A 20113-nucleotide genomic window follows, 5' to 3' on the forward strand; every position below is an offset into this window, starting at 1 on the left:
GATAGTTCTCCGGCGCAGGTGTGGGAGCTACTCCGGCGGACGAACGTCCCCGGTCATGGCCCGGTAGATCCGCTCGAGGTCCTCGAGGGTGGCGAAATCCACGACGACCCGGCCCTTGCTGGGCCCCATCTCCACCTTCACGCGCGTGTCGAGGTGGGCGGAGAGCAGCTCCTCCAGCTCGAGCAGGCCGGGGGCCCGAAGGCGCCGCGCCTGGGCGCTCCGCTCGCGCCCGGCGCCCGCGTCGCCTTCGCCGTGCTTGCGGACCGCTTCCTCCACCGCCCGCACCGACATCCCCTCGGCCACGGCACGCCGGGCCAGCGTCTCCTGGAAGCTGCGGTCGGGGGTGGCGAGGAGGGCTCGCGCGTGGCCGGCGGCCAGCTGACTCTGGGCGACGAGCTTCTGGATGCCCGAGGGCAGCTGGAAGAGTCGGAGGGTGTTCGAGATCGCGACCCGACTCTTGCCCACTCGAGTGGCAACCTCGTCGTGCGTCAGTCTGAAGTCCTCGATCAGCTGCTGGTACGCGGCCGCCTCGTCGAGCGGGTTGAGGTCCTCGCGTTGCAGGTTCTCCACCAGCGCCTGCTCGAGCGTGGCCGTGTCGCCGACGGTGCGGATGAGCGCAGGGATCGACTGGAGCCCGGCGCGGCGCGCCGCCCGCCAGCGGCGCTCACCCGCCACGAGCTCGTACTCGCCGTCCTCCATCGGCCGCACCAGTACCGGTTGCAGGATCCCGACCTCACGGATCGACGCGGTCAGCGATGCCATCGACTCCTCGTCGAAGGTGCTGCGGGGCTGGTTCGGGTTGGGCCGCAGCGCGCTCACCGGCAACTCCTGGTAGGCGGCCGCCGTCTCGGTTGTGGTCGGGGGGATGAGGGCCCCCAGCCCCTTACCCAGACCGCTGCGGCGCACCACCGCTCACCTCCTTGGCCAGCTCGCGGTAGGCGATGGCCCCTCGCGAAGACGGATCGAACACGATGCTGGGCTGCCCGCACGACGGCGCCTCCGAGAGCCGCACCGTGCGGGGGACGAGGTTCCGGCACACCTTCGGGCCGAAGTGGTCGCGTACCTCCTGCGCCACCTGCTCGGCGAGCTTGGTGCGGGCGTCGTACATGGTGAGGATGATGGCGCTGACCTCGAGCTTGGGATTCAGGTTGGACTGCACCAGCTGCACGTTGCGCAGGAGCTGGCCCAGGCCCTCGAGCGCGTAGTACTCGCACTGGATCGGCACGACGACCTCGTCGGCTGCGGCCAGTCCGTTGACCGTGAGCAGGCCGAGCGACGGCGGGCAGTCGATGAGCGTGTAGTCGAACTCGCCCGTGATCGTGTCGAGCGCGCGCCGCAGCTTGAGCTCACGGCTGAAGGCCGGCACCAGCTCGATCTCGGCGCCCGCGAGGTCGATGGTGGCGGGGGCCACGAAGAGGTTGCGAACCGCGGTCGGTTCGATGCAGTCCTCGATCGGGGTCTCGTTCATGATGGCGTCGTAGATCGACGACTGGAGGTTGCGGGCGTTGACCCCCAGGCCGGTCGTGGCGTTGCCCTGGGGATCGAGGTCGACGATCAGGACCCGATAGCCGAGCTCCGCCAGCCCCGCGCCCAGGTTGACCGCCGTCGTTGTCTTGCCGACGCCACCCTTCTGGTTCGCGATGGCGAGGATACGGGGCAGGTCGCGCACCACGTCGGCAGGCGTGGCCGCGAAGTCTTCCTTCGCCTGCCGGGCCATCTGGGCGAGGGAGGGTGTCGGCGAGACGGGCACGGGTGTGGGCGCGAAAGTCGAGTCGGCAGGGGCGACAGCCGAGAGCGTGGCTTCGGATGCCTCCGCGGCGGGATCGGCGTCGCTGGCGTCGTCGGAACGTTCCTCCACCGGCTCGGTCGTGCGGAGCCGGGAGAAGATCGCGCGAGCTCGGCTGGCGAGATCGTCGCTGGGTGTACTCACGCGGGCGCTATCCTGCCGGTCGGCGGGTCGGCGGGTCAAGCACGAGCTGACGTTTCACGTGAAACTTCAGAACAGCGGGCGCTTGGCGGGTACCCCGATCCGCCTGGGATAGCGCTCGGGGCACGGCAGCGCCTGCCGGATGACCTGAAACGTCCCTTTTGTCAGACTAGCGACCCGCTCGGGCGCGGCACCGAGCAGCGCCAGACCCGCGGCCGGCCAGCGGGTGCCTTCGCTCGCCGGCGGCTCGCTCACCACGAGGAGCCCGCCTGCCGCCAGCAACGGTGCCCCGCATTCCGCCGTCACCGCAGGGGGGCCGAAGCTTCGGGCCACCACCACCCGGTACGCGCCGCGATGAGCCGGGTCGCGCCCGACGAGCTCGGCTCGCTCGGCCACGACGTCGACCCGGGCGGAGCACCCCAGTCGCATCGCCGCCGCCTCGAGGAACGCCGCACGACGCCGGTGCGCCTCCACGAACGTCCACGACGTGGCCGGCCACATCGTCGCGAGCACCAGGCCGGGCACCCCGCCGCCGCTCCCCAGGTCGACGGCCGAACTCGGTGGTGCTTCCGGGCCCAGGGCTTCGGCGAAGCCGGCGGCGTGCTCGAGGTGCGGGCGAACCGGGCCCGGGCCCAGGAACCCGAGCCCGCTGGCCTCCTCGAGGACAGCGACGAGCGCCGACGGGAAGGAGCCCTGTTCCGCCGAGCCCGGCCCGGGGTCGGCGATCAGGGGGTCGCGTCGGGCGTGATCGCCACCCGGCGGTACGGCTCCTCGCCCTCCGAGCTCGTGGAGACGCCCTCGATGGCGTTCACGGTGTCGTGGACGATCTTGCGGTCGGGCGGCGTCATGGGCTCGAGCAACGTCGCCGTGCCCGTGGCTCGCACCTGCTCGGCCACCTCGGTCGTGAAGCGCTCGAGCGCGGCGCGGCGCTTCCGGCGGTACTCCGCGACGTCGACGAGGAGCCGCCCCCGGCGCCCGCCCAGACGGCGCTGGACGACGGTGCGCGTCAGCTCCTGGACCGCGGCCAGCGTCTGTCCTTTCGGCCCGATGAGCAGCCCGAGGTCGCCCCCGGTCACGGCCACCTCGATCGTCTCCTCCTCGACGATGCGGCTGGACACGGTGGCGTCGGCGTCGAGCGCGTCCAGCAGCCCGACCAGGAACTCCTTCGCCGCTTCCGCCTCCTCGGCCAGGGTCGGTGCTTCGGTCATGACGCTCTCCTTCTCTGCCGCCGGCTTCTCGGGCTTCGGCCGGGACGCGGCGCGGGCCGCCGGGGGGCGAGCCTGCTTCCGGTCGCGTGCGGGCCGGCGGTCACGACGGTCACGGCGCTCCAGCTTGGGGCGGGGCGCGGTCGGCAGCACCCGGGCCCGCACCCGTGCCTCCGACCGCAGACGGCCCAGGAAGCCGCTCCGTGGCTCCTCGAGCACCTCGAACTCGGCCTCCTGCGCATCGACCCCCAGCTGATCGAGCGCCGCCTCCTTGGCCTCTTCCACCGAGCGACCGGTGACCTCCACCCACTCCACCGGCGCCTACCTCCTCTTGGGCTTCCCCTTCGACCGGGCCCCGCCGCGGGATGGGCGGGCCCCGTTCCCGCCCGGGCGCTGGGCCCGGCCGGACTGCGGCCGTGGCTTGGGCTCCGCCTTGGCCGCCGGCTTCGTGCCCTTCGGCGGCTCCGGGTCGGGCTGCGGGATGACCGGCTTGACATCGCCCGAAGGTGTCGTCTTCTTGCGGAACATGATCGACTGCTGCGCGATCTGCCAGACGTTCGACGTCGCGAAGTACACGACCACGCCGGCCGGGATGGTGAGGGAGATGAACCCGAAGAAGATCGGGAAGATCTTGCCCATCATCTGGGCCTGCTGGTTCACCGCGCCGTCGGCGGCCTGACGAGCCGTGGTCTGACGCTGCTGGTACCAGCCCGTCGCGACGACGAACGCGATCAGCACGTAGTACGGCCATGCCTTCCCCAGCCCGTGCACGGTCGTGGCACGCTCCGCGAGGTCCATGCCCCACGCCTTCATCGTCCCCGCTTCCTTCACCAGCGCGTGGTACAGCTCGCTGTCCTTGGGGATGTGCTTCGGCTTGCCGACCACACCGCTCGCCGACTTGGGGACGAGGTCTCTGATCAGGCGGTAGAGGACGATGAACAGCGGCATCTGCAACAGGAGGGGCAGGCAACCCGAGAGGGGGTTGACCTTGTTCTCCTTGTAGAACTTCATCGTCTCTTCGTTCAGCTTCTGGCGGTCGTCCTTGTACTTCTGCTGAAGTCGTTTGATCTCGGGTTGGAGGCGCTGCATCGCCTGCATCGACCGGATCTGCTTCATCGTCAGCGGGATCAACAGCACCCTGACCGCGACGGTCAGGAGGACGATCGACAGCCCGTAGTCGCCGACGATCCCGTAGAACCAGGCGAAGGTGTGCCCCAGGACGGTGTAGAGGGGGTCGAGGATCCAGAACTTCTTTGGCGCCGTCTTGTCCGCCGCCGCCAGGATCAGGCTCAGGTCGACCACGTCACGCGGCCTTTCGATCCGGCGTCGGCGGCACGGGGTCGAGCCCGAAACCACCCCATGGGTGACAGCGCGCCACACGCCGTGTCGCGAGGCGGAGCCCACGCCACGCTCCGTGTGTTTCGATCGCCTCGAGCGCATAGTTCGAGCAGGATGGCGTGAAACGACATGGAGAGGGCCGACCGGCTCTCACGGTCTGGTAAACGTTGATACCGACGCGAAGCCCACGTTGCGCCCAGGACGGCGGGCTCGGGTTGGCGGTGGTCATGTGCGCGGGTCGGGGAGGGCTCGAAGGGCGGTGGACACGATTGCGCTCAGCTCTCCATAGGACTGGGTGGCCGCAGTGGGGGCGGCTCGGATGAGGTAGGCCCCGGGGCGCAGCAGGTTGCAGGACTCGCCGGTGATCGCTCGCAGCCGTCGTCGAACGCGGTTCCGCACGACGGCCGGACCGACCGCACGACCGACTGCGTACGCGACCCGGGGTGGTTCGGTGGGCTTGCCTGGAAGCCAGGTTACCGTGATCGGGCCCCGTGTCACCCGGCATCCCGACCGCCGCAGCGCGGCGAACGTCGCACGGTCGCGCACGCGCCAGATCAGGCCGACAGGCGGTGGCGACCCTTGAGCCGCCGCGCCCGCACGATCGCCCGCCCCGCGCGCGTCGACATCCGGTGCCGAAACCCGTGCCGCTTGGCCCGTTTGCGGTTGTTGGGCTGATACGTGCGCTTCACTCATGGCCTCCTCGCCGGCGGATGAGGCTAGAGGACGCCCGTCACACCGGCAACCCGAGCCGCGAGCGCCCTGACCTGCATCGCACCATCGGCCTTGTCCTGGCCGGGGAGGCGGGTGCTACGGTGCTCCAGCCACCCCCGGAACGACCCCGCCTGGCGGACAAGGGTCGCTCACTTCCCCCGGGGCCTTGCTGAACCGGCACGACGCTCGGCTCGGCGGCGTGCAGGTCGTTGGCCGTTGTCCACAGGTGTGGACGGGGTTGTGGACGAGCTTGAAGCCGAGGAGACGTTCGGGCTGGTGATGACGGCTGAGCACCTGTGGACCTCCTGCGTCGCCGTCCTCCGCACCCGTATCGCGGACTCGGCTTGGAAGACGTGGTTCGAGACCGCGTGGCCGGTCGAGTTCCGGGACGGCACGTTCGTCCTGGGGGTCCCCAACGGTGTCGCCCGTGAGCGCATCGCGTCGCGCTACGGGGAGCTCGTGCGCAGCGTGATCGGCGAGGTGGCAGGCCGTACCTCCGACCTCGTCATCGAGGTCCACACCGAGCGTGCGACCGTCGACATCGACCGGGCCGTGCTCGGGGCCCTGCCCGACAACCTGTCTCCGTCCGAAGACGGCGCGCTGGCGGCGGTGGCGGAACAGCGGGCTCCCGACGAGCTGCCACTGAATCCCAAGTACAGCTTCGACGCGTTCGTGATCGGCGCGTCGAACCGCTTCGCGCACGCTGCCGCGCTCTCAGTCGCCGAGACACCGGCCCGGTCGTACAACCCGCTCTTCATCTACGGCGGCGCCGGGCTGGGCAAGACCCACCTGCTCCACGCCATCGGCCATTACGTGCGCGAGAACTACCAGGCCCTGCGCGTGCGTTACGTGTCCACCGAGACGTTCCTCAACGAGTTCGTCGATGCGATCCGCACGAACACGACCACCATCTTCAAGCGGCGCTATCGCGAGTGCGACGTGCTCCTCGTCGACGACGTGCAGTTCATGGAGAACAAAGAGGGCCTGCAGGAGGAGTTCTTCCACACGTTCAACACCCTGCACGGCTCGGGGCGCCAGATCGTCATCTCCTCCGACCGACCGCCGCGGTCCATCGCGACCCTCGAGGACCGCCTGCGGAGCCGCTTCGAGTGGGGCCTGATCACCGATGTGCAGCCGCCCGAGCTCGAGACCCGTCTCGCCATCTTGCGCAAGAAGGCCGAGGGTGAGCGCACGCCGATGCCTCCGGAGGTGCTCGAGTACATCGCGACACACATCACGCAGAACATCCGTGAGCTCGAAGGCGCACTCATCCGTATCTCCGCCTTCGCCAGCCTCAACCGGGAGCCGCTCACCCACACCTTGGCCGAGCGGGTCCTCGGCGACCTCATCAGCTCGAACGAGCCCCGCCCCGTCACCCCGCGGGCCATCTTGGAAGCGACCTCGGAGATGTTCGAGTTCACCGCGGACGAGCTCTGCGGCAAGAGCCGCAGCCGGCCCCTCGTCACCGCCCGCCAGATCAGCATGTACGTCTTCCGGGAGATGACCGACCTGAGCTACCCGGCCATCGCACGCGAGTTCGGCGGTCGCGATCACACGACGGTCATCCACGCCGTCGACAAGATCGCCACGCTGATGAAGGAGAAGCGGTCGATCTACGAGCAGGTCACCGAGCTGACCCATCGGGTCAAGAGCAGGGCATAACCCCGTGGACGACACCTGCTTCGGATGTGGACGACATCGGTCTCGTCCCCAGGCCCTGTCGCGCGACCCGTCTTCGTCGCGCGAAGCTGGGGACGGAGGGGGGACGACGAAAGTGGCCCTGACCAGCCGGGCAACCTCGACATCCACAGTCCACAGGGCTTATTACTTCCTCTTGGGAACTTCCTCTTTTGAGACAAGAACAACTGAGGCGAGGTTGGCGTGAAGTTCCGATCCGAACGTGACGCGTTGCAGGAAGCGCTGGCGACGGCTTCCCGAGCTGCTGCCACACGCGGGGGCGCGTTGCCGGTCCTCTCCGGTGTACGCATGGAGGCTTCGGACTCCTCGTTGCAGGTGACCGGGAGCGACCTCGACTTGACCATCCAGGTCGAGACGGAGGTCAGCGTCGACGACGAGGGCGTGTGCGTCGTACCTGCCCGGCTCATCACCGACATCGTGCGAGCGCTCGAGCCCGGGGCGGTCGTGTTCGAGGTCGACGAGGGTGAAGCTCGCATCTCCTCCGGTCGGTCACAGTTCGCAGTGCGCGTGCTGCCCGCTGAGGAGTTCGTGCGGGTCCCCCAGCCCACGGGCGAGGCGGTCACGCTGGCCGCAGCCGACTTTGCGGAGGCATTGCGTCAGGTGGTTCCTGCGGCCAGCCACGACGACGCCCGTCCGATCCTCACAGGCGTGCTGATGGCAGCCGAGGCGGGCGGGCTGCGCATGGTTGCCACCGACTCGTACCGGCTCGCGCTGCGTGACCTACCGGGCACGAGCGTGCTGCGCGAGGGGCAGAGCGTGCTCGTGCCGTCGCGTGCGCTGGGCGAGCTGACACGGCTGCTCGCGGGGGCGGAGCACGTCACCCTGCGGCTCGCGGATGACGCGGCGAGCTTCGAGGTGGGCAACGTGCGGATGCGCACGCGCCTGCTGGAGGGGGAGTTCCCCAACTACCGGCAGTTGATCCCGAGCGCCTATCCCAACCGCGCCATCGTCGGCAGGGAGCCGCTGCTCGACGCGGTGCGACGCGTGAAGCTGCTCGCCCGCGAGGCGACACCGGTGCGGATCGCGCTGAAGGCCGACGGGCTCGAGCTCACCGCCATCACTCAGGACGTGGGCACGGCGCACGAGGACCTCGACGCCAAGTACGAGGGCAACGAGATGGTCGTGGCCTTCAACCCCGAGTTCCTCATCGACGGCGTCGAGGCGATACCGGGCGACGAGGTGCAGTTGGAGACGCTCGACGCGCTCAAGCCGGCGACCGTTCGACCCACCGGCGGGTCCGACTACCTCTACCTGCTGATGCCCGTCCGGGTCTCGTAGACCCGTGCGGCTCGACCGCCTCTGGCTCACCGACTTCCGGAACTACGAATCACTCGACCTGTCGTTCGCGCCGGGCCTCACCGTCGTGCAGGGCGACAACGGACAGGGCAAGACCAGCCTGCTCGAGGCGATCGGCTACCTCGCCGCTCTCTCGTCCTTCCGCGGCGTGCCGAACGACGCGCTCGTGCGTCAGGGGTGCGCACGGGCCGTCGTGCGTGCCCAAGGGCAGCGCGAGGACCGCGAGCTGCTCCTCGAGGCTGAGATCCCGACGAGCGGGCGCGGGCGCGTGGCGGTGAACCGCCAACCGCTCCGGCGGGCCCGCGACCTGCTCGGCGCGTTGCGCACGACCGTGTTCTCCCCCGACGACCTCGCGCTCGTGAAGGCCGGGCCGAGCGAGCGAAGGCGCTACATCGACGACGTGCTCGTCGCGCTCCACCCGCGCAACGACGCGCTGCGTGCCGACCTCGACCGCATCTTGCGGCAGCGCAACACGCTGTTGCGTCAGGCCGCAGCCCAGCGGGCGGACGCGGAGCTGCTCGCCACGCTCGACGTGTGGGACGCGAAGTTCGCGGAGACGGGTGACGCGCTGGGCGCGGCGCGTGAGGAGCTGCTCGACCGTCTGCAACCGGAGTTGACCAAGGCGTACGCGCAGGTGAGTGGCGATCGCGCCGGTTCCGCGGGCGAGGTCGCGGCGGTCTACGACGCGTCATGGCGTGCCACAGGGCTGGGGGACGCGCTCGCGAACGCGCGCGTCGACGAGCTGCGGCGCGGGGTGAGCCTGGTCGGACCGCACCGCGACGAGCTCGTCCTCACCGTCGGGGGCATGCCGGCCCGCACCCACGGCTCGCAGGGCGAGCAGCGCTCGCTCGCGCTCGCGCTCCGGCTCGCGGCGCACGCGGTGGTGACCACGAGCGTCGGGGAGTCGCCGGTGCTGCTGCTCGACGACGTGTTCTCCGAGCTCGACGAGACGCGCGCCGCCGCCCTGGTCACGCACCTGCCGTCGCGCCAGGCCGTGCTCACGACCGCGGGCCGCGTCCCCCCCGGCGTCACGGCCGACCTCGTCGTGCGTGTCACCGACGGGCGGGTCACGTGAGCGGCCGGCGAGACGACGAAGCCGGTGAGGGACACGGTGGTGAGGGACACGGCCCCCGACCGCTCGGCGACTCCCTCGACCGCGTGGCGCGCAGCCTGGGAGGGCCGGGCGCGGCGATGCTCGGCGCGGTGTTCTCCCACTGGGCCGATGTGGTGGGACCGGTGGTGGCCGACCACTCGTGGCCCGTCTCGCTGGCGCGAGGGGTGCTCGTCGTCGGGGTCGACGAGCCCATCTGGCACACCCAGCTGACCTACCTGCAGGCCGACATCCTGGAGCGTCTCGGCTCGGTCGCGGGGGCTGGCGCCGTCACGCGCGTCGAGGTGCGGGTTCGCGCTCGTTGACACCCCCCTCTGATAAACTGAAGGCATCGCGTTTCGGGCCTCTGACCAGCACTTTCGCTCGCAAAAGGCCCCGTTCCACACCTGACGATCTCTGTGACGATGCTCTTGTGAAAGGTCGCGCCTAGTGGCCATCAGCGCCATGCCAGAAGACGACGAGAAAGCGCCCCGCGCGGGCACGAAGTCGAGCTCCTACGCGGCCAAGGACATCACCGTCCTCGAGGGCCTCGAGCCCGTCCGGAAACGGCCGGGCATGTTCATCGGGTCCACCGGCCCGAGCGGCCTCCACCACCTCGTCTGGGAGGTCGTCGACAACTCCGTCGACGAGGCGATGGCCGGTGAGTGCACGCTCATCGAGGTGACCCTCCTGGCCGACGGCGGGTGCCGCGTGGCCGACGACGGCCGCGGCATCCCGGTCGACCCCCACCCCCAGGACAAGAAGAAGTCCGCGGCCGAGGTCGTGCTCACGACCCTCCATGCCGGGGGCAAGTTCGGGGGCGGCGGCTACAAGGTGTCCGGCGGCCTCCACGGCGTCGGGGTGTCGGTGGTCAACGCGCTCTCGTCGCGTCTGGTCCTCGAGATCGACCGAGAGGGCAACCACCATCTGCTCGAGTTCGCCAAGGGCGGGCGGGTCCAAGGGAAGCTGCAGGTGACCGGGAAGGCACCGCGCGGCCGCCGCGGCACCACCGTCACGTTCTGGCCCGACTCCAGCGTGTTCGAGGACACCGAGTTCCGGGCCCAGACGGTGCTCGAGCGCCTGCAGATGATGGCGTTCCTCAACAAGGGCCTCGAGATCCGCTTCGCCGACGAGCGCCCGGGCCACGAGCAAGCCGTCACCTACCTCTACGCGGGCGGCATCGTCGACTTCGTGCGCCACCTCAACGAGTCGAAGGAGGCGCTCTTCAAGCGGGTGTCGTCGTTCGAGGCGACCGAGGACGACCAGGAGATCGAGATCGCCCTCCAGTGGAACACGGGCTACTACGAGGCGATCCACAGCTTCGCCAACGGCATCGCCACCGTCGAGGGCGGCATGCACGAGGAGGGTTTCAAGAAGGCCCTCACCAACGTGGTCAACAAGTACGGCCGGGCCAAGGGCCATCTCAAGGAGAAGGACGACAACCTCCTCGGCGAGGACATCCGCGAGGGCCTCACCGCCATCGTCGCGGTGAAGCTGCGCGACCCTCAGTTCGAAGGCCAGACCAAGGCCAAGCTCGGCAACGTCCCGATGCGCTCGCTCGTCGAACGGGCCACCAACGAGAAGCTGGCCGACTGGCTCGAGGAGCACCCGACCGAGGCCCGCCAGGTGGTGCAGAAGGCGACACAGGCGGCGCGGGCGCGGGTCGCCGCCCGCCAGGCGCGCGACGCCACCCGGCGCAAGTCACCCCTCGAGGGGGCCGGTCTCCCGGGCAAGCTCACCGACTGCTCGTCGCGCGACCCGCGCGAAGCCGAGCTGTTCATCGTGGAGGGCGACTCCGCGGGTGGCTCCGCGGTGAAGGCGCGCCACCCCGAGTTCCAGGCAGTCCTGCCCATCCGGGGCAAGATCCTCAACGTCGAGCGGGCGCGCATCGACAAGATGTTGAAGAACAACGAGATCCAGACCCTCATCACGGCGATCGGCGCGGGCCTCGGCGAAGAATTCGACATCGACAAGGCCCGCTACCACAAGGTCATCATCATGGCCGACGCGGATGTCGACGGCAGCCACATCCGCACGTTGCTCCTCACGTTCTTCTTCCGACAGATGAAGCCGCTCGTCGAAGCCGGCTACGTCTACATCGCGCAGCCGCCGCTCTTCTCGGTCGTGGTCGGGAAGGAGAAGACCTATCTGAAGGACGACGCCGCCAAGACACGGTTCCTCGCGGAGAACGCCGACAAGAAGTGGGAGTTCAACCGGCTCAAGGGCCTCGGCGAGATGGACTTCGACGAGCTCGGCGAGACCACCATGGAGCGGGCGCGGCGCACGTTGCTGCAGGTGTCGGTGGAGCAGGCCGCGATCGCCGACGAGGTGCTCAGCATCCTCATGGGTGACGACGTCGAGCTGCGCAAGCACTTCATCGTCACCAACGCCAAGGACGTGAGGTTCTTGGACATATGAGCGAGCACCGAAGCGGAGCGGAGGAGCGCAGCTCTCAGCAAGCACAGCAGCCCGGCTCACCGCCACCGACGAAGGAGGTGGCCAGGTGAGTCCACGTCGCACCGCACCGCCCCCCGACGACGGCAACGGCGAGTCCGGTACCGGTTCGAGGTTCGGTTCGATCGAGCCGATCGAGCTCCAGGAGGAGATGGAGCGCTCCTTCCTCGACTACGCGATGTCGGTCATCGTCGAGCGGGCGCTGCCCGACGCGCGCGACGGCCTCAAGCCCGTGCATCGCCGCATCCTCTACGGCATGCTCGACGTGGGGGCTAGGAGCGACCGCCAGCACATGAAGTGCGCCCGGGTGACGGGACACGTGATGGGCAACTACCACCCGCACGGCCCGTCGGCGATCTACGACGCGCTCGCGCGCATGGTGCAGGACTTCAGCCTGAGGCACCCGTTGATCGACGGCCACGGCAACTTCGGGTCGCCCGACCACCCGCCGGCCGCCGAGCGCTACACCGAGTGCCGCCTCGCCACGCTCGCCAACGAGATGCTGGCGGGGATCGACGAGGAGACCGTCGACTTCGTCGACAACTACTCGGGTGAGTTCCGGGAGCCCGTCGTGCTGCCGAGCCGGTTCCCCAACCTGCTGGTCAACGGGAGTCAGGGCATCGCGGTCGGCATGGCCACCAACATCCCGCCCCACAACCTGGGCGAGGTCGTCGACGCCACCGTCCACCTCATCGACCACCCCGACGCCACGCCCGACGACCTCATGCAGTTCGTCAAGGGCCCCGACTTCCCGACCGGAGCGCTCATCCTCGGGCGCGCCGGCATCCTCGACGCCTACCGCACCGGCCGCGGCTCGATCCGCATGCGGGCCCGCGCCGAGATCGAGGAGGGCAAGAAGGGCACGTTCATCGTGGTCACCGAGCTGCCCTACCAGGCATCGCCCGCGGCCATCCTCACCAAGATCGCCGACCTCGTCACCGCGCGCGAGCTCGACGGCGTCGCCGACATCAACGACGAGTCGTCCGGCAACAACACCCGCCTGGTCGTCAAGCTCAAGCGCGACGCCAACGCCAACGTCGTCCTCAACAACCTCTACAAGCACACCCCGCTGCAGACGAGCTTCGGCGTCAACATGGTTGCGCTCGACGACGGCGTGCCGCGCACCCTCAACCTGGTGCAGGCCCTCACGGCGTACGTGAGCCATCAGGTCGAGGTCATCACCCGCCGCTCCGAGCACCGCCTGAAGGAGAAGCGTCGCCGCGCCCACATCGTCGAAGGCCTGATCAAGGCGCTCGACATGATCGACGCGATCATCACGCTCATTCGAGGATCCGACGACAAGGCGTCGGCGCGCACCGGGCTGATGGCGGCCCCGTTCGAGTTCAGCGAGGTACAGGCCGAGCACATCCTCGACATGCAGCTGAGCCGCTTGACCCGGCTGGGCCGGAGCGACCTCGAGAGCGAGATGGCCAAGCTGCGCGCCGAGATCGACGAGCTCGAGGCCATCCTCAACGACGACGCCAAGCTGCGCGGCGTCATCAAGACCGAGCTCGGTGAGGTGCGCGACAAGTTCGCGACGCCGCGTCGCGCCGAGATCACCTACGACCCCGGCGAGATCGACCTCGAGGACCTGATCGACGACGAAGAGCTCGTCATCACCATGACCAAGGCGGGCTACGTGAAGTCCACCTCGGCCGGCGCCTTCCGCACGCAGGGCCGGGGCGGGCGCGGCGTGCAGGGCGCGCGGCTGAAGGAGGAAGACCTCGTCACCCGCATCATCCACACGACGGCGCACGCCTACCTGCTGTTCTTCTCGAACCGGGGCAAGGTCTACCGGCTCAAGGCGCACGAGATCCCGATGAAGGAGCGCACGGCGAAGGGCACCGCCATCGTCAACCTCCTGCCGCTCGCGCCCGACGAGCGCATCGAGGCGATCATCGACACGCGGACCTACGAGACCGAGCGCCACCTGTTCTTCGCCACCCGGCTCGGGCACGTGAAGAAGACGCTCATGAGCGAGTACGACAAGAGCCGGCGCGAGGGCTTCATCGCCATCAACCTCAACGACGCCGACGAGCTCGTCCGGGTGATCCAGACCAGCGGCGACGACGACATCTTCATGGTGTCGCGCAATGGAATGACGATCCGCTTCAGCGAGGACGACGTGCGGCCCATGGGCCGCTCGGCCGCGGGCGTCCGCGGCATGCGCATGCGTCAGGGCGACGAGGTCGTGTCGTGCGACGTGGCCCGCGATGACGCGAGCATCCTCATCGTCACCGACGCGGGCTACGGCAAGCGCACACAACTCGAGAAGTTCAACCGCCAAGGACGCGGCGGCCAGGGCGTGCGCGGCATCAAGCTCACGGCCCGGCGCGGCTATGTCGTGGCTGCGTTGATGGTCGGCCTCGAGGACGAGATCTTCGGCATCTCCACCGGCGGCACCACGATCCGGGTGCCTGTGCGCGAGATCTCGTCGCAGGGCCGCGACGCCACCGGGGTCCGGGTGATGAACCTCGACGAGGGTCAGAGCGTGGCCGCGGTGGCCCCGATCCTCGCCGCCGACGAAAGCGACTGATCGCCCGCCTGGCGGGCAACACCACCGCTTCCCCGCAACGTGCAAACGCGCCCGAGGAGGCGACGATGAACGAAGCGGAGCGCGGGTCGGTGCTGCCGCTGCTGGCGGTGGTGCTGTTGTTGGCGGCAACCCTGGTCGTGGCCATCGGTCGGCTCGGTGAGGCGGCCGTCGCCCGGGCCCACGCACGCGCCGCCGCCGATGCGGCCGCGCTCGCGGGTGCCGCCGGGAGCAGGGCGGCGGCGACCACGCTGGCCGAGGCCAACGGCGCCCGCGTGCTGACCTACGAGCCTCGCGGGCGCGATGTGCGTGTCACGGTGCAGTGGGGTGTGGCGCGTGCGACCGCACGCGCCCGCGCCGCGGGGTGGTCCGAACGCCGGAGTGGCGGACGGTAGGGTCGGGGCGCCGGTCCCACACGAGGAGCCAACGTTTGCCGCAAGGTCGCCGGGTCCGCCGCGTCATTCGCAAAGTCGATCCGTGGACCGTGCTGCGGTTCTCGGTGTTGTTCTACCTCAGCATCCTCTTGGTGGTGCTGGTTGCGGGCTTCGCGCTCTGGGAGGTCGCCTCGGCGACCGGTGTGCGCGACAACGCGGAGAACTTCGTGGGCGAGCTCGTCGGGGCCGGCCCGGCCACCGACGCCGCCGGCGCCGCCCAGTCGACTGCCAACAGCCAGGACAACAACTACCGGTTCCGGGGCGGCCGGATCCTCGAAGCTTCGGCACTCGGCGGCCTGGTGCTCGTGGTGGTCGGCACCGGCGCGAACGTGTTGCTGGTCGTCCTCTACAACCTGATCAGCGATGTCGTCGGCGGGGTCGAGGTCACCGTGCTCGAAGAGGACACTTCATCGCGTCCCGTCATCTGAGCCGACTACCCTGAGCGACCGTCGTCGGGGGCTATAGCTCAGCCGGTTAGAGCGCATCCCTGATAAGGATGAGGTCGCTGGTTCGATTCCAGCTAGCCCCACGTGAAAGTGATCCGTCGAGCCATGTTGGCGTTGGGAGTTGCCGGTCTCATCGCGGGTGCACTGCGCCTTCGCGGGCGCGGAGGAGTGCCACCGCAGGGCGGCGGTTGGCGCGAGCTCTCCGGGCCGGACTTCCGATAGGCGCGAGAGGCATGCGCGCGGTCATCGTCGGCGCAGGCGCGGTGGGCGGGCGCGCCGCCCGCCAGCTCCTGTCGACGGGCCCCCTCGACGACCTGGCGCTCGTCGAGTCCCAGACGGCGCGTGCGTCCGACGTCGTGGGCGCGCTCGGCGAGCCCGCGCGTCACGTGTCGTCCGCCGCCGAGGCCATCGACGGCGCCGACGTCATGTTGCTCACTGCGCCCGTGGCCCAGCGCCCGCTGGCCGAGGCGGCACTGGAGGTGGGGGCCCACGTCGTCTCCGTCACCGACTCGGTGGGGGAGATCCGCGCACTGCTCGAGCTGGACAGCGAGGCACGCGAGCGGGGGCTGCACATCGTGCTGGGCGCGGGGTTCTCGCCCGGCCTGTCGTGCGTGCTGGCCGCGCACGCGGCATCCGAGTTCGACGCGGTCGAGGAGATCCACGTCGCCAAGCTCGGCACGGGTGGTCCCGCATGTGCGCGCGAGCACCATCGCGCCCTCGGCGACCATGCTTTCGAGTGGCGCGACGGCACCTGGATGCGGCGCCCCGGGGGCTCCGGCCGCGAGCTGTGCTGGTTCCCCGAACCGGTGGGTGGAGTCGACTGCTACCGGGCCGCATTGCCGGATCCGCTGTTGTTGCTGCCGAGCTTCCCGGGGGTGCGAAGGGTGACCGCGCACCTCGGAGCCAACCGTCGCGACCGGCTGACGGCCCGCCTGCCGATGTTGCGACCGCCGCACCCCGAGGGCGGCCTCGGCGCGCTGCGCGTCGAGGTGCGCGGACGGCAGGGCAGCGGGCGCGACGAATGCGTGCTCGGCGTCGTCGATCGCCCCGCGATGGCCGCGGGCGCGGTGGTGGCTCTGGCCGCCCGCTGGGCCGTCGACGGCCGCTTGCTGCGGCCGGGTGCGGCCGGGTTGGCTGCCCTCGTCGAGCCGATCCCGTTCCTCGCCGCGCTCGCCGAACGCGGCGTGCGCGCGGCTGCGTTCGAAGGTGAGGCGGCGTCGCGCGCGACGGCTTGACGGCTTGACGCCTCAACGCACGAGTCGCGACAGGCGGCGGTCCGCGAGCACCTTTCCACCGGTCTGACACGTGGGGCAGTACGTCACCTCGTGCGACTCGTACGAGACACGCCGGAGATCGGCTCCGCACACGGGGCAGGGCTGGCCGTAGCGCCCGTGCACGACCCAATGGTCGCCCACCTTGGGGGGCAGACCGCCCGTACGTTTGCGCTCCGCCTCCAGCCCTTCGGCGAGGACCTCGTGGATCGCCGCAACGAGCCGGTCGCGCTCGTCGCTGGAGAGGCCGGCGAGCGTGGCGTACGGCGAGAGGCGGGCCCGGTGCAGGATGTCGTCGGAGTATCCCCTGCCGACCCCGGCCACCGAACGCTGGTCCCGAAGGATCGTGTGGACGCGCCGGGTATCGTCGCCGGTACGGACGATGTCGGTGAACTCGTCGGAGAGCACGTCGGGGCCGAGTCGGTCGAGCGGTCCGGGGTCGGCGGCCGCCAGCACCCACCAGCCCGCCTTCCGCTCGGTACCGAACTCCTTCACGAGCACGCTCGGACGACCGGCGAAGCGTAGGCGCACGACGCCGTTCTTGGGTCGCGTCGCCTTGGGCGGGTCCTCCACGTCGACCCTCCCGCCCTGCGACAGGTGCAGGAGCAGCCGCAGGGCGGGCTCGGAGCCCTGCTCGCGGCCTCCGGGGCCGGCCGGGCCCGCGAAAGCGAACACGAGGAACTTCCCGCGCCGGCCCACCTCGACGAGGTCGCGTCCCACGAGTGCCTCGGGCGCAGGGTCGTAGGTCTTCAGCGCCGAGAACTGGAGGGCGGTGGCGCCCTCGAAGCGCGCGCCGGCGAGGACGGCGTCGAGCCGCTCGGCCAAGGCCTGCACCTCAGGCAGCTCGGGCACGGGCCTACCCTAACCGTCGGACCTATGGCCGATCCCCAAGCCGGGCGTTATCGTACGGATCAACACATACGGCAGTGAGGGGGGCACAAATCGTGCGGGTCGAGGGGCCCGCGCCGCCCAGCCGACCGTGTCGGCCGGGTGCACGAGACTCATGTTCCGACCGACATCCCGACGGAGCTACCCGCGTGGCCTCGTGACGGCCAGCGGCCTGACGCTGTGCGCGCTCGGGCTGCTCCTGTGGGCCGGCACCGCGCTCGCGGCCGGCACGCCCGCGAACTCGGTCGGTGCCGCGTCCACGACGTCGGTGCCCGACACCACCACGAGCGTGCCCGACACCACGCCGACGACGCAGCCCCCTCCTCCTACGACGCAGCCACCGCCTCCGCCGACGCAGCCACCCCCACCGCCGACGCAACCACCCGCGACCGCCCCCGCGCAGACGCCGGCGCCGGCTCCCCTGCCATCACCCCGCCGGCCGGGCGCGGCGAGCGCACAGACTCAACCGGCAGCCACCGCACTTGTCCCCACGCCGCCCACCTCGGCGCCGGTGGCCGCGTCGCTCCCGCCGCCGTTGGTGCTGGGATCCACGCTCTCGGTGCCCGACTCGGTCGCAGTCTTCGCCCTGGCGGCCACCACCCGCTCCACGCTCCCGCCCAACTTCGACGAAGTGCAGCCGGTGTCTGCGTACGTGCCGCCGACCGGGTTCTCGCCGAGCGACGTGCTGGTGCTGGCGCTCGCGGCCATTGCCGGCTTCGGGCTGGTCGCATGGGAGGTCGTCGAGGAGTCGCAATGGTCAACCTAGGTAACGGCTGAACCAGTCGAGCACGTCGCGATACGCGTCGGCGGCAGCCGTCGCGTTGTAGCGAGCGCCCGTGTCGTTGAAGAACCCGTGGTCGGCGCCCGGGAACGTCCGCACCTCATAGGTGAGCCCCGCTCTGCGCAGCGCGGACACGGCGGTGTCACGCGTGGCGTTGACTCGACCGTCGAGCTCGCCGTAGATCGCGAGCACGGCGGCTCTGGAGCGCGAGAAGTCCGGCGCATCTGGAGCGGGCCCGTAGAACGGAATCGCGACGGCGACGCGCGGCTCTCCCGCGGCGAGCAGCCGCCAGGTGAGGCCGCCGCCGAAGCAGAACCCCACGACGGCGAGCTTGGCGCCCGGAGCTCGGCGTTCGAGCTCGTCGAGACCGAGCCGCATGTCGGCGAGCAACCGGTCCTCGGGGCTTCCGGTCAGGATCGAGATGACCTTGCCCTGATCGCCCACGGTGCGGGTGCCGTCGGGTACCAGGTCGACGGTGATCGCGGAGTAGCCGTCGCCCGCCAGGCGGCCGGTGAGCGAGCGGAAGTGATCGGTGAGGCCGAAGATCTCGTGGACGAGCAGCACCGCGCCCTTCGGCTTCGCCGCCGCCGCGAACACCGCCTGCCGGCCCGAGACGACGATCGACTCGACCTCCGCACCGCCCGGAGGGGTCGCGATCGTCGTGGTCGACGTCGAGCGCGCGCCGGCCCGCGATGTGCCCGAGCTCTTACCGGCAGTGTCATCGCCTCCGCCGCACGCGGCCAGCAGGGCACCGGCGCTGACGGTGCCGAGCCCGATCAGGCCCAACCGGCGCAACGCCTCACGGCGGGAGATGAGTCCGTCCGCGCAGTCGGTCGCGATCTCCCCGGCGACGTAGTCGTGCAGGTCCACGCCAGGGCACGCTACCGCCGTCGTTCGAGCAGGAACGGTGGCGAGCAGCGGCGCGATGCGACAGAGGAACAAGGCCAACGTCGGCAGGGTTTCAATTCGAAGTTGATCGCGCGACCGTCAGGAGCGACCGATGCCAGCCGTCACCGCCGACACCCTCACGCTTCCTCGCCTTCCCGAGCCCGCCCCGGGCGCCCACGAGCGGCCGGTCGCGCGGGTCACGACCGCGCCGAGCGGCTTCGAGGGAGAGGGCTTTCCCGTTCGGCGCGCCTTCGCCGGTGTGCCGCTCGAGGAGCTCGACCCGTTCGTCCACATGGACCAGATGGGTGCCGTCGACTACGGGCCCGGCGAACCCAAGGGCACGCCGTGGCACCCCCACCGTGGGTTCGAGACCGTGACCTACATCATTGACGGCACCCTCCAGCACCAGGACTCGCACGGCGGCGGGGGCGTCATCACCGACGGCGCCACCCAGTGGATGACCGCGGGCGGCGGCATCCTCCACATCGAGACGCCGCCGGAGAAGCTCGTGGTGAGCGGGGGCCTCTTCCATGGCCTGCAGCTCTGGGTCAACCTGCCGGCGGCGGACAAGCTGGTGGAGCCGCGCTACCAGAACCTGGAGGGCGAGCAGGTCACCCTTCTGTCGTCGGCCGACGGAGGCGCCCTCGTGCGGGTCGTCGCCGGTGAGGTGGGTGGTCACTCGGGCCCGGGCGCGACGCACACGCCGATCACGTTCGTCCATGCCACGATCGCTCCCGGCGCGCGCTTCCAACTGCCCTGGCGCGAGGACTTCAACGCTCTCGTGTATGTGCTCGCCGGCTCCGGCCGGGTGGGTCCCGACGGCCGCCCCGTTTCCGGCGGCCAGCTGGTCGTGTTCGGCGCCGGTGACCATCTGCAGATCACCGCGGACGAGCACCAGGAGGCGGCCAACGCGGCCCTCGAGGTCATCGTCCTCGGCGGCCGACCGATCGGTGAGCCCGTGGCGTGGTACGGCCCCTTCGTCATGAATACCAAGGCCGAGGTTGCGACGGCCGTCGAGGACTTCCGGGCCGGCCGCTTCGGTGAGATCCCGCCCGGCGCGCTGATGCCGCACGTGGCGCGCGACTGACTGCGAGAATCGCGCTCGGCGACGATCATCGAGCTGGCGAGGGAGACGTGGTGGGCAGAGAGCTTG

At 70.2% G+C, this 20113-nt stretch carries 20 protein-coding genes, 1 tRNA gene and 2 pseudogenes; 13 read left to right on the plus strand and 10 right to left on the minus strand.

Annotation, left to right across the window (positions count from 1 at the left end):
- Positions 1–27 precede the first annotated feature (27 nt).
- From E6G06_04860 to E6G06_04895, 8 genes are all read right to left on the minus strand, one after another.
- On the minus strand, positions 28–909 hold the full coding sequence (locus tag E6G06_04860) for a ParB/RepB/Spo0J family partition protein (GenBank protein TML92725.1): 882 nt from the start codon (positions 907–909) through the stop codon (positions 28–30).
- Positions 884–1660 carry a ParA family protein gene (locus E6G06_04865; protein TML92786.1) on the minus strand — a complete coding sequence of 259 codons (777 nt, stop codon included), beginning with the start codon at positions 1658–1660 and terminating at the stop codon, positions 884–886. Before E6G06_04865 ends, E6G06_04860 begins: the two co-directional genes overlap by 26 nt.
- Positions 1661–1996: 336 nt before the next feature.
- Complete coding sequence (locus E6G06_04870; protein ID TML92726.1) at positions 1997–2656, minus strand: hypothetical protein; 660 nt, start codon at positions 2654–2656, stop codon at positions 1997–1999.
- Entirely contained in the window at positions 2653–3447 is a 795-nt protein-coding gene (locus tag E6G06_04875; protein ID TML92727.1) for a KH domain-containing protein, read from the minus strand. The genes E6G06_04870 and E6G06_04875 overlap by 4 nt, the downstream gene beginning before the upstream one ends.
- Before the next feature lie 6 nt (positions 3448–3453).
- Positions 3454–4536, minus strand: a complete 1083-nt coding sequence (gene yidC, locus E6G06_04880) for a membrane protein insertase YidC (protein ID TML92728.1) — start codon at positions 4534–4536, stop codon at positions 3454–3456.
- The gene (gene yidD / locus E6G06_04885) at positions 4436–4699 is read right to left on the minus strand and encodes a membrane protein insertion efficiency factor YidD (protein ID TML92729.1); all 264 of its coding nucleotides are present in this window, start codon (positions 4697–4699) and stop codon (positions 4436–4438) included. Before yidD ends, yidC begins: the two co-directional genes overlap by 101 nt.
- Entirely contained in the window at positions 4696–5028 is a 333-nt protein-coding gene (gene rnpA, locus E6G06_04890) for a ribonuclease P protein component (protein ID TML92787.1), read from the minus strand. Before rnpA ends, yidD begins: the two co-directional genes overlap by 4 nt.
- Positions 5025–5159 carry a 50S ribosomal protein L34 gene (locus tag E6G06_04895; protein ID TML92730.1) on the minus strand — a complete coding sequence of 45 codons (135 nt, stop codon included), beginning with the start codon at positions 5157–5159 and terminating at the stop codon, positions 5025–5027. Before E6G06_04895 ends, rnpA begins: the two co-directional genes overlap by 4 nt.
- Positions 5160–5460: 301 nt before the next feature.
- On the opposite strand from E6G06_04895, the pseudogene E6G06_04900 reads away from it, so the two are divergent.
- From E6G06_04900 to E6G06_04950, 11 genes and pseudogenes are all read left to right on the plus strand, one after another.
- Positions 5461–5652: pseudogene (locus tag E6G06_04900) on the plus strand (hypothetical protein).
- Positions 5653–5666: 14 nt separating this feature from the next.
- Positions 5667–6843: pseudogene (dnaA, locus tag E6G06_04905) on the plus strand (chromosomal replication initiator protein DnaA).
- 219 nt (positions 6844–7062) lie between these two features.
- Positions 7063–8157 carry a DNA polymerase III subunit beta gene (dnaN, locus tag E6G06_04910; protein ID TML92731.1) on the plus strand — a complete coding sequence of 365 codons (1095 nt, stop codon included), beginning with the start codon at positions 7063–7065 and terminating at the stop codon, positions 8155–8157.
- A 4-nt stretch (positions 8158–8161) separates the two neighbouring features.
- Positions 8162–9250: a DNA replication/repair protein RecF gene (recF, locus tag E6G06_04915; protein TML92732.1), complete on the plus strand. Its 1089-nt coding sequence runs from the start codon at positions 8162–8164 to the stop codon at positions 9248–9250.
- Positions 9247–9591: a DUF721 domain-containing protein gene (locus E6G06_04920; GenBank protein TML92733.1), complete on the plus strand. Its 345-nt coding sequence runs from the start codon at positions 9247–9249 to the stop codon at positions 9589–9591. Before recF ends, E6G06_04920 begins: the two co-directional genes overlap by 4 nt.
- A 139-nt stretch (positions 9592–9730) precedes the next feature.
- A complete protein-coding gene (gyrB, locus tag E6G06_04925) occupies positions 9731–11683 on the plus strand; it encodes a DNA topoisomerase (ATP-hydrolyzing) subunit B (protein ID TML92734.1) in 1953 nt (650 codons plus the stop codon).
- 187 nt (positions 11684–11870) lie between these two features.
- Positions 11871–14255, plus strand: a complete 2385-nt coding sequence (gyrA, locus tag E6G06_04930) for a DNA gyrase subunit A (GenBank protein ID TML92788.1) — start codon at positions 11871–11873, stop codon at positions 14253–14255.
- 65 nt (positions 14256–14320) lie between these two features.
- Positions 14321–14647, plus strand: coding sequence for a pilus assembly protein TadE (locus E6G06_04935; GenBank protein ID TML92735.1), 327 nt, complete (start codon positions 14321–14323; stop codon positions 14645–14647).
- On the plus strand, positions 14575–15114 hold the full coding sequence (locus E6G06_04940; GenBank protein TML92736.1) for a hypothetical protein: 540 nt from the start codon (positions 14575–14577) through the stop codon (positions 15112–15114). Before E6G06_04935 ends, E6G06_04940 begins: the two co-directional genes overlap by 73 nt.
- A 27-nt stretch (positions 15115–15141) precedes the next feature.
- A tRNA-Ile gene (locus E6G06_04945) sits at positions 15142–15215 on the plus strand.
- Between the two features lie 150 nt (positions 15216–15365).
- Entirely contained in the window at positions 15366–16367 is a 1002-nt protein-coding gene (locus tag E6G06_04950; GenBank protein ID TML92737.1) for a hypothetical protein, read from the plus strand.
- A 12-nt stretch (positions 16368–16379) separates the two neighbouring features.
- Here the strand turns inward: E6G06_04950 and E6G06_04955 are convergent, their stop codons facing one another.
- Positions 16380–17255: an Fpg/Nei family DNA glycosylase gene (locus tag E6G06_04955; GenBank protein ID TML92738.1), complete on the minus strand. Its 876-nt coding sequence runs from the start codon at positions 17253–17255 to the stop codon at positions 16380–16382.
- A gap of 193 nt (positions 17256–17448) precedes the next feature.
- On the opposite strand from E6G06_04955, the gene E6G06_04960 reads away from it, so the two are divergent.
- A complete protein-coding gene (locus tag E6G06_04960; GenBank protein ID TML92739.1) occupies positions 17449–18057 on the plus strand; it encodes a hypothetical protein in 609 nt (202 codons plus the stop codon).
- Here the strand turns inward: E6G06_04960 and E6G06_04965 are convergent.
- On the minus strand, positions 18049–18942 hold the full coding sequence (locus E6G06_04965; GenBank protein ID TML92740.1) for a dienelactone hydrolase family protein: 894 nt from the start codon (positions 18940–18942) through the stop codon (positions 18049–18051). The genes E6G06_04960 and E6G06_04965 overlap by 9 nt on opposite strands.
- A 130-nt stretch (positions 18943–19072) precedes the next feature.
- Between E6G06_04965 and E6G06_04970 the strand changes: the two genes are divergently transcribed.
- The gene (locus E6G06_04970; GenBank protein TML92741.1) at positions 19073–20047 is read left to right on the plus strand and encodes a pirin family protein; all 975 of its coding nucleotides are present in this window, start codon (positions 19073–19075) and stop codon (positions 20045–20047) included.
- Positions 20048–20113 lie beyond the last annotated feature (66 nt).

This window comes from Actinomycetota bacterium (assembly GCA_005888325.1).
Classification (GTDB): Bacteria; Actinomycetota; Acidimicrobiia; order Acidimicrobiales; family AC-14; genus AC-14.

Bases quoted from the DNA above. Each gene is read 5' to 3' on its own strand.
- gyrB (TML92734.1), top strand. From the start codon at position 9,731: ATGCCAGAAGACGACGAGAAAGCGCCCCGCGCGGGCACGAAGTCGAGC.
- gyrA (TML92788.1), top strand. From the start codon at position 11,871: ATGGAGCGCTCCTTCCTCGACTACGCGATGTCGGTCATCGTCGAGCGG.
- yidD (TML92729.1), bottom strand. From the start codon at position 4,699: ATGACCACCGCCAACCCGAGCCCGCCGTCCTGGGCGCAACGTGGGCTT.
- E6G06_04950 (TML92737.1), top strand. From the start codon at position 15,366: ATGCGCGCGGTCATCGTCGGCGCAGGCGCGGTGGGCGGGCGCGCCGCC.
- E6G06_04970 (TML92741.1), top strand. From the start codon at position 19,073: ATGCCAGCCGTCACCGCCGACACCCTCACGCTTCCTCGCCTTCCCGAG.
- E6G06_04935 (TML92735.1), top strand. From the start codon at position 14,321: ATGAACGAAGCGGAGCGCGGGTCGGTGCTGCCGCTGCTGGCGGTGGTG.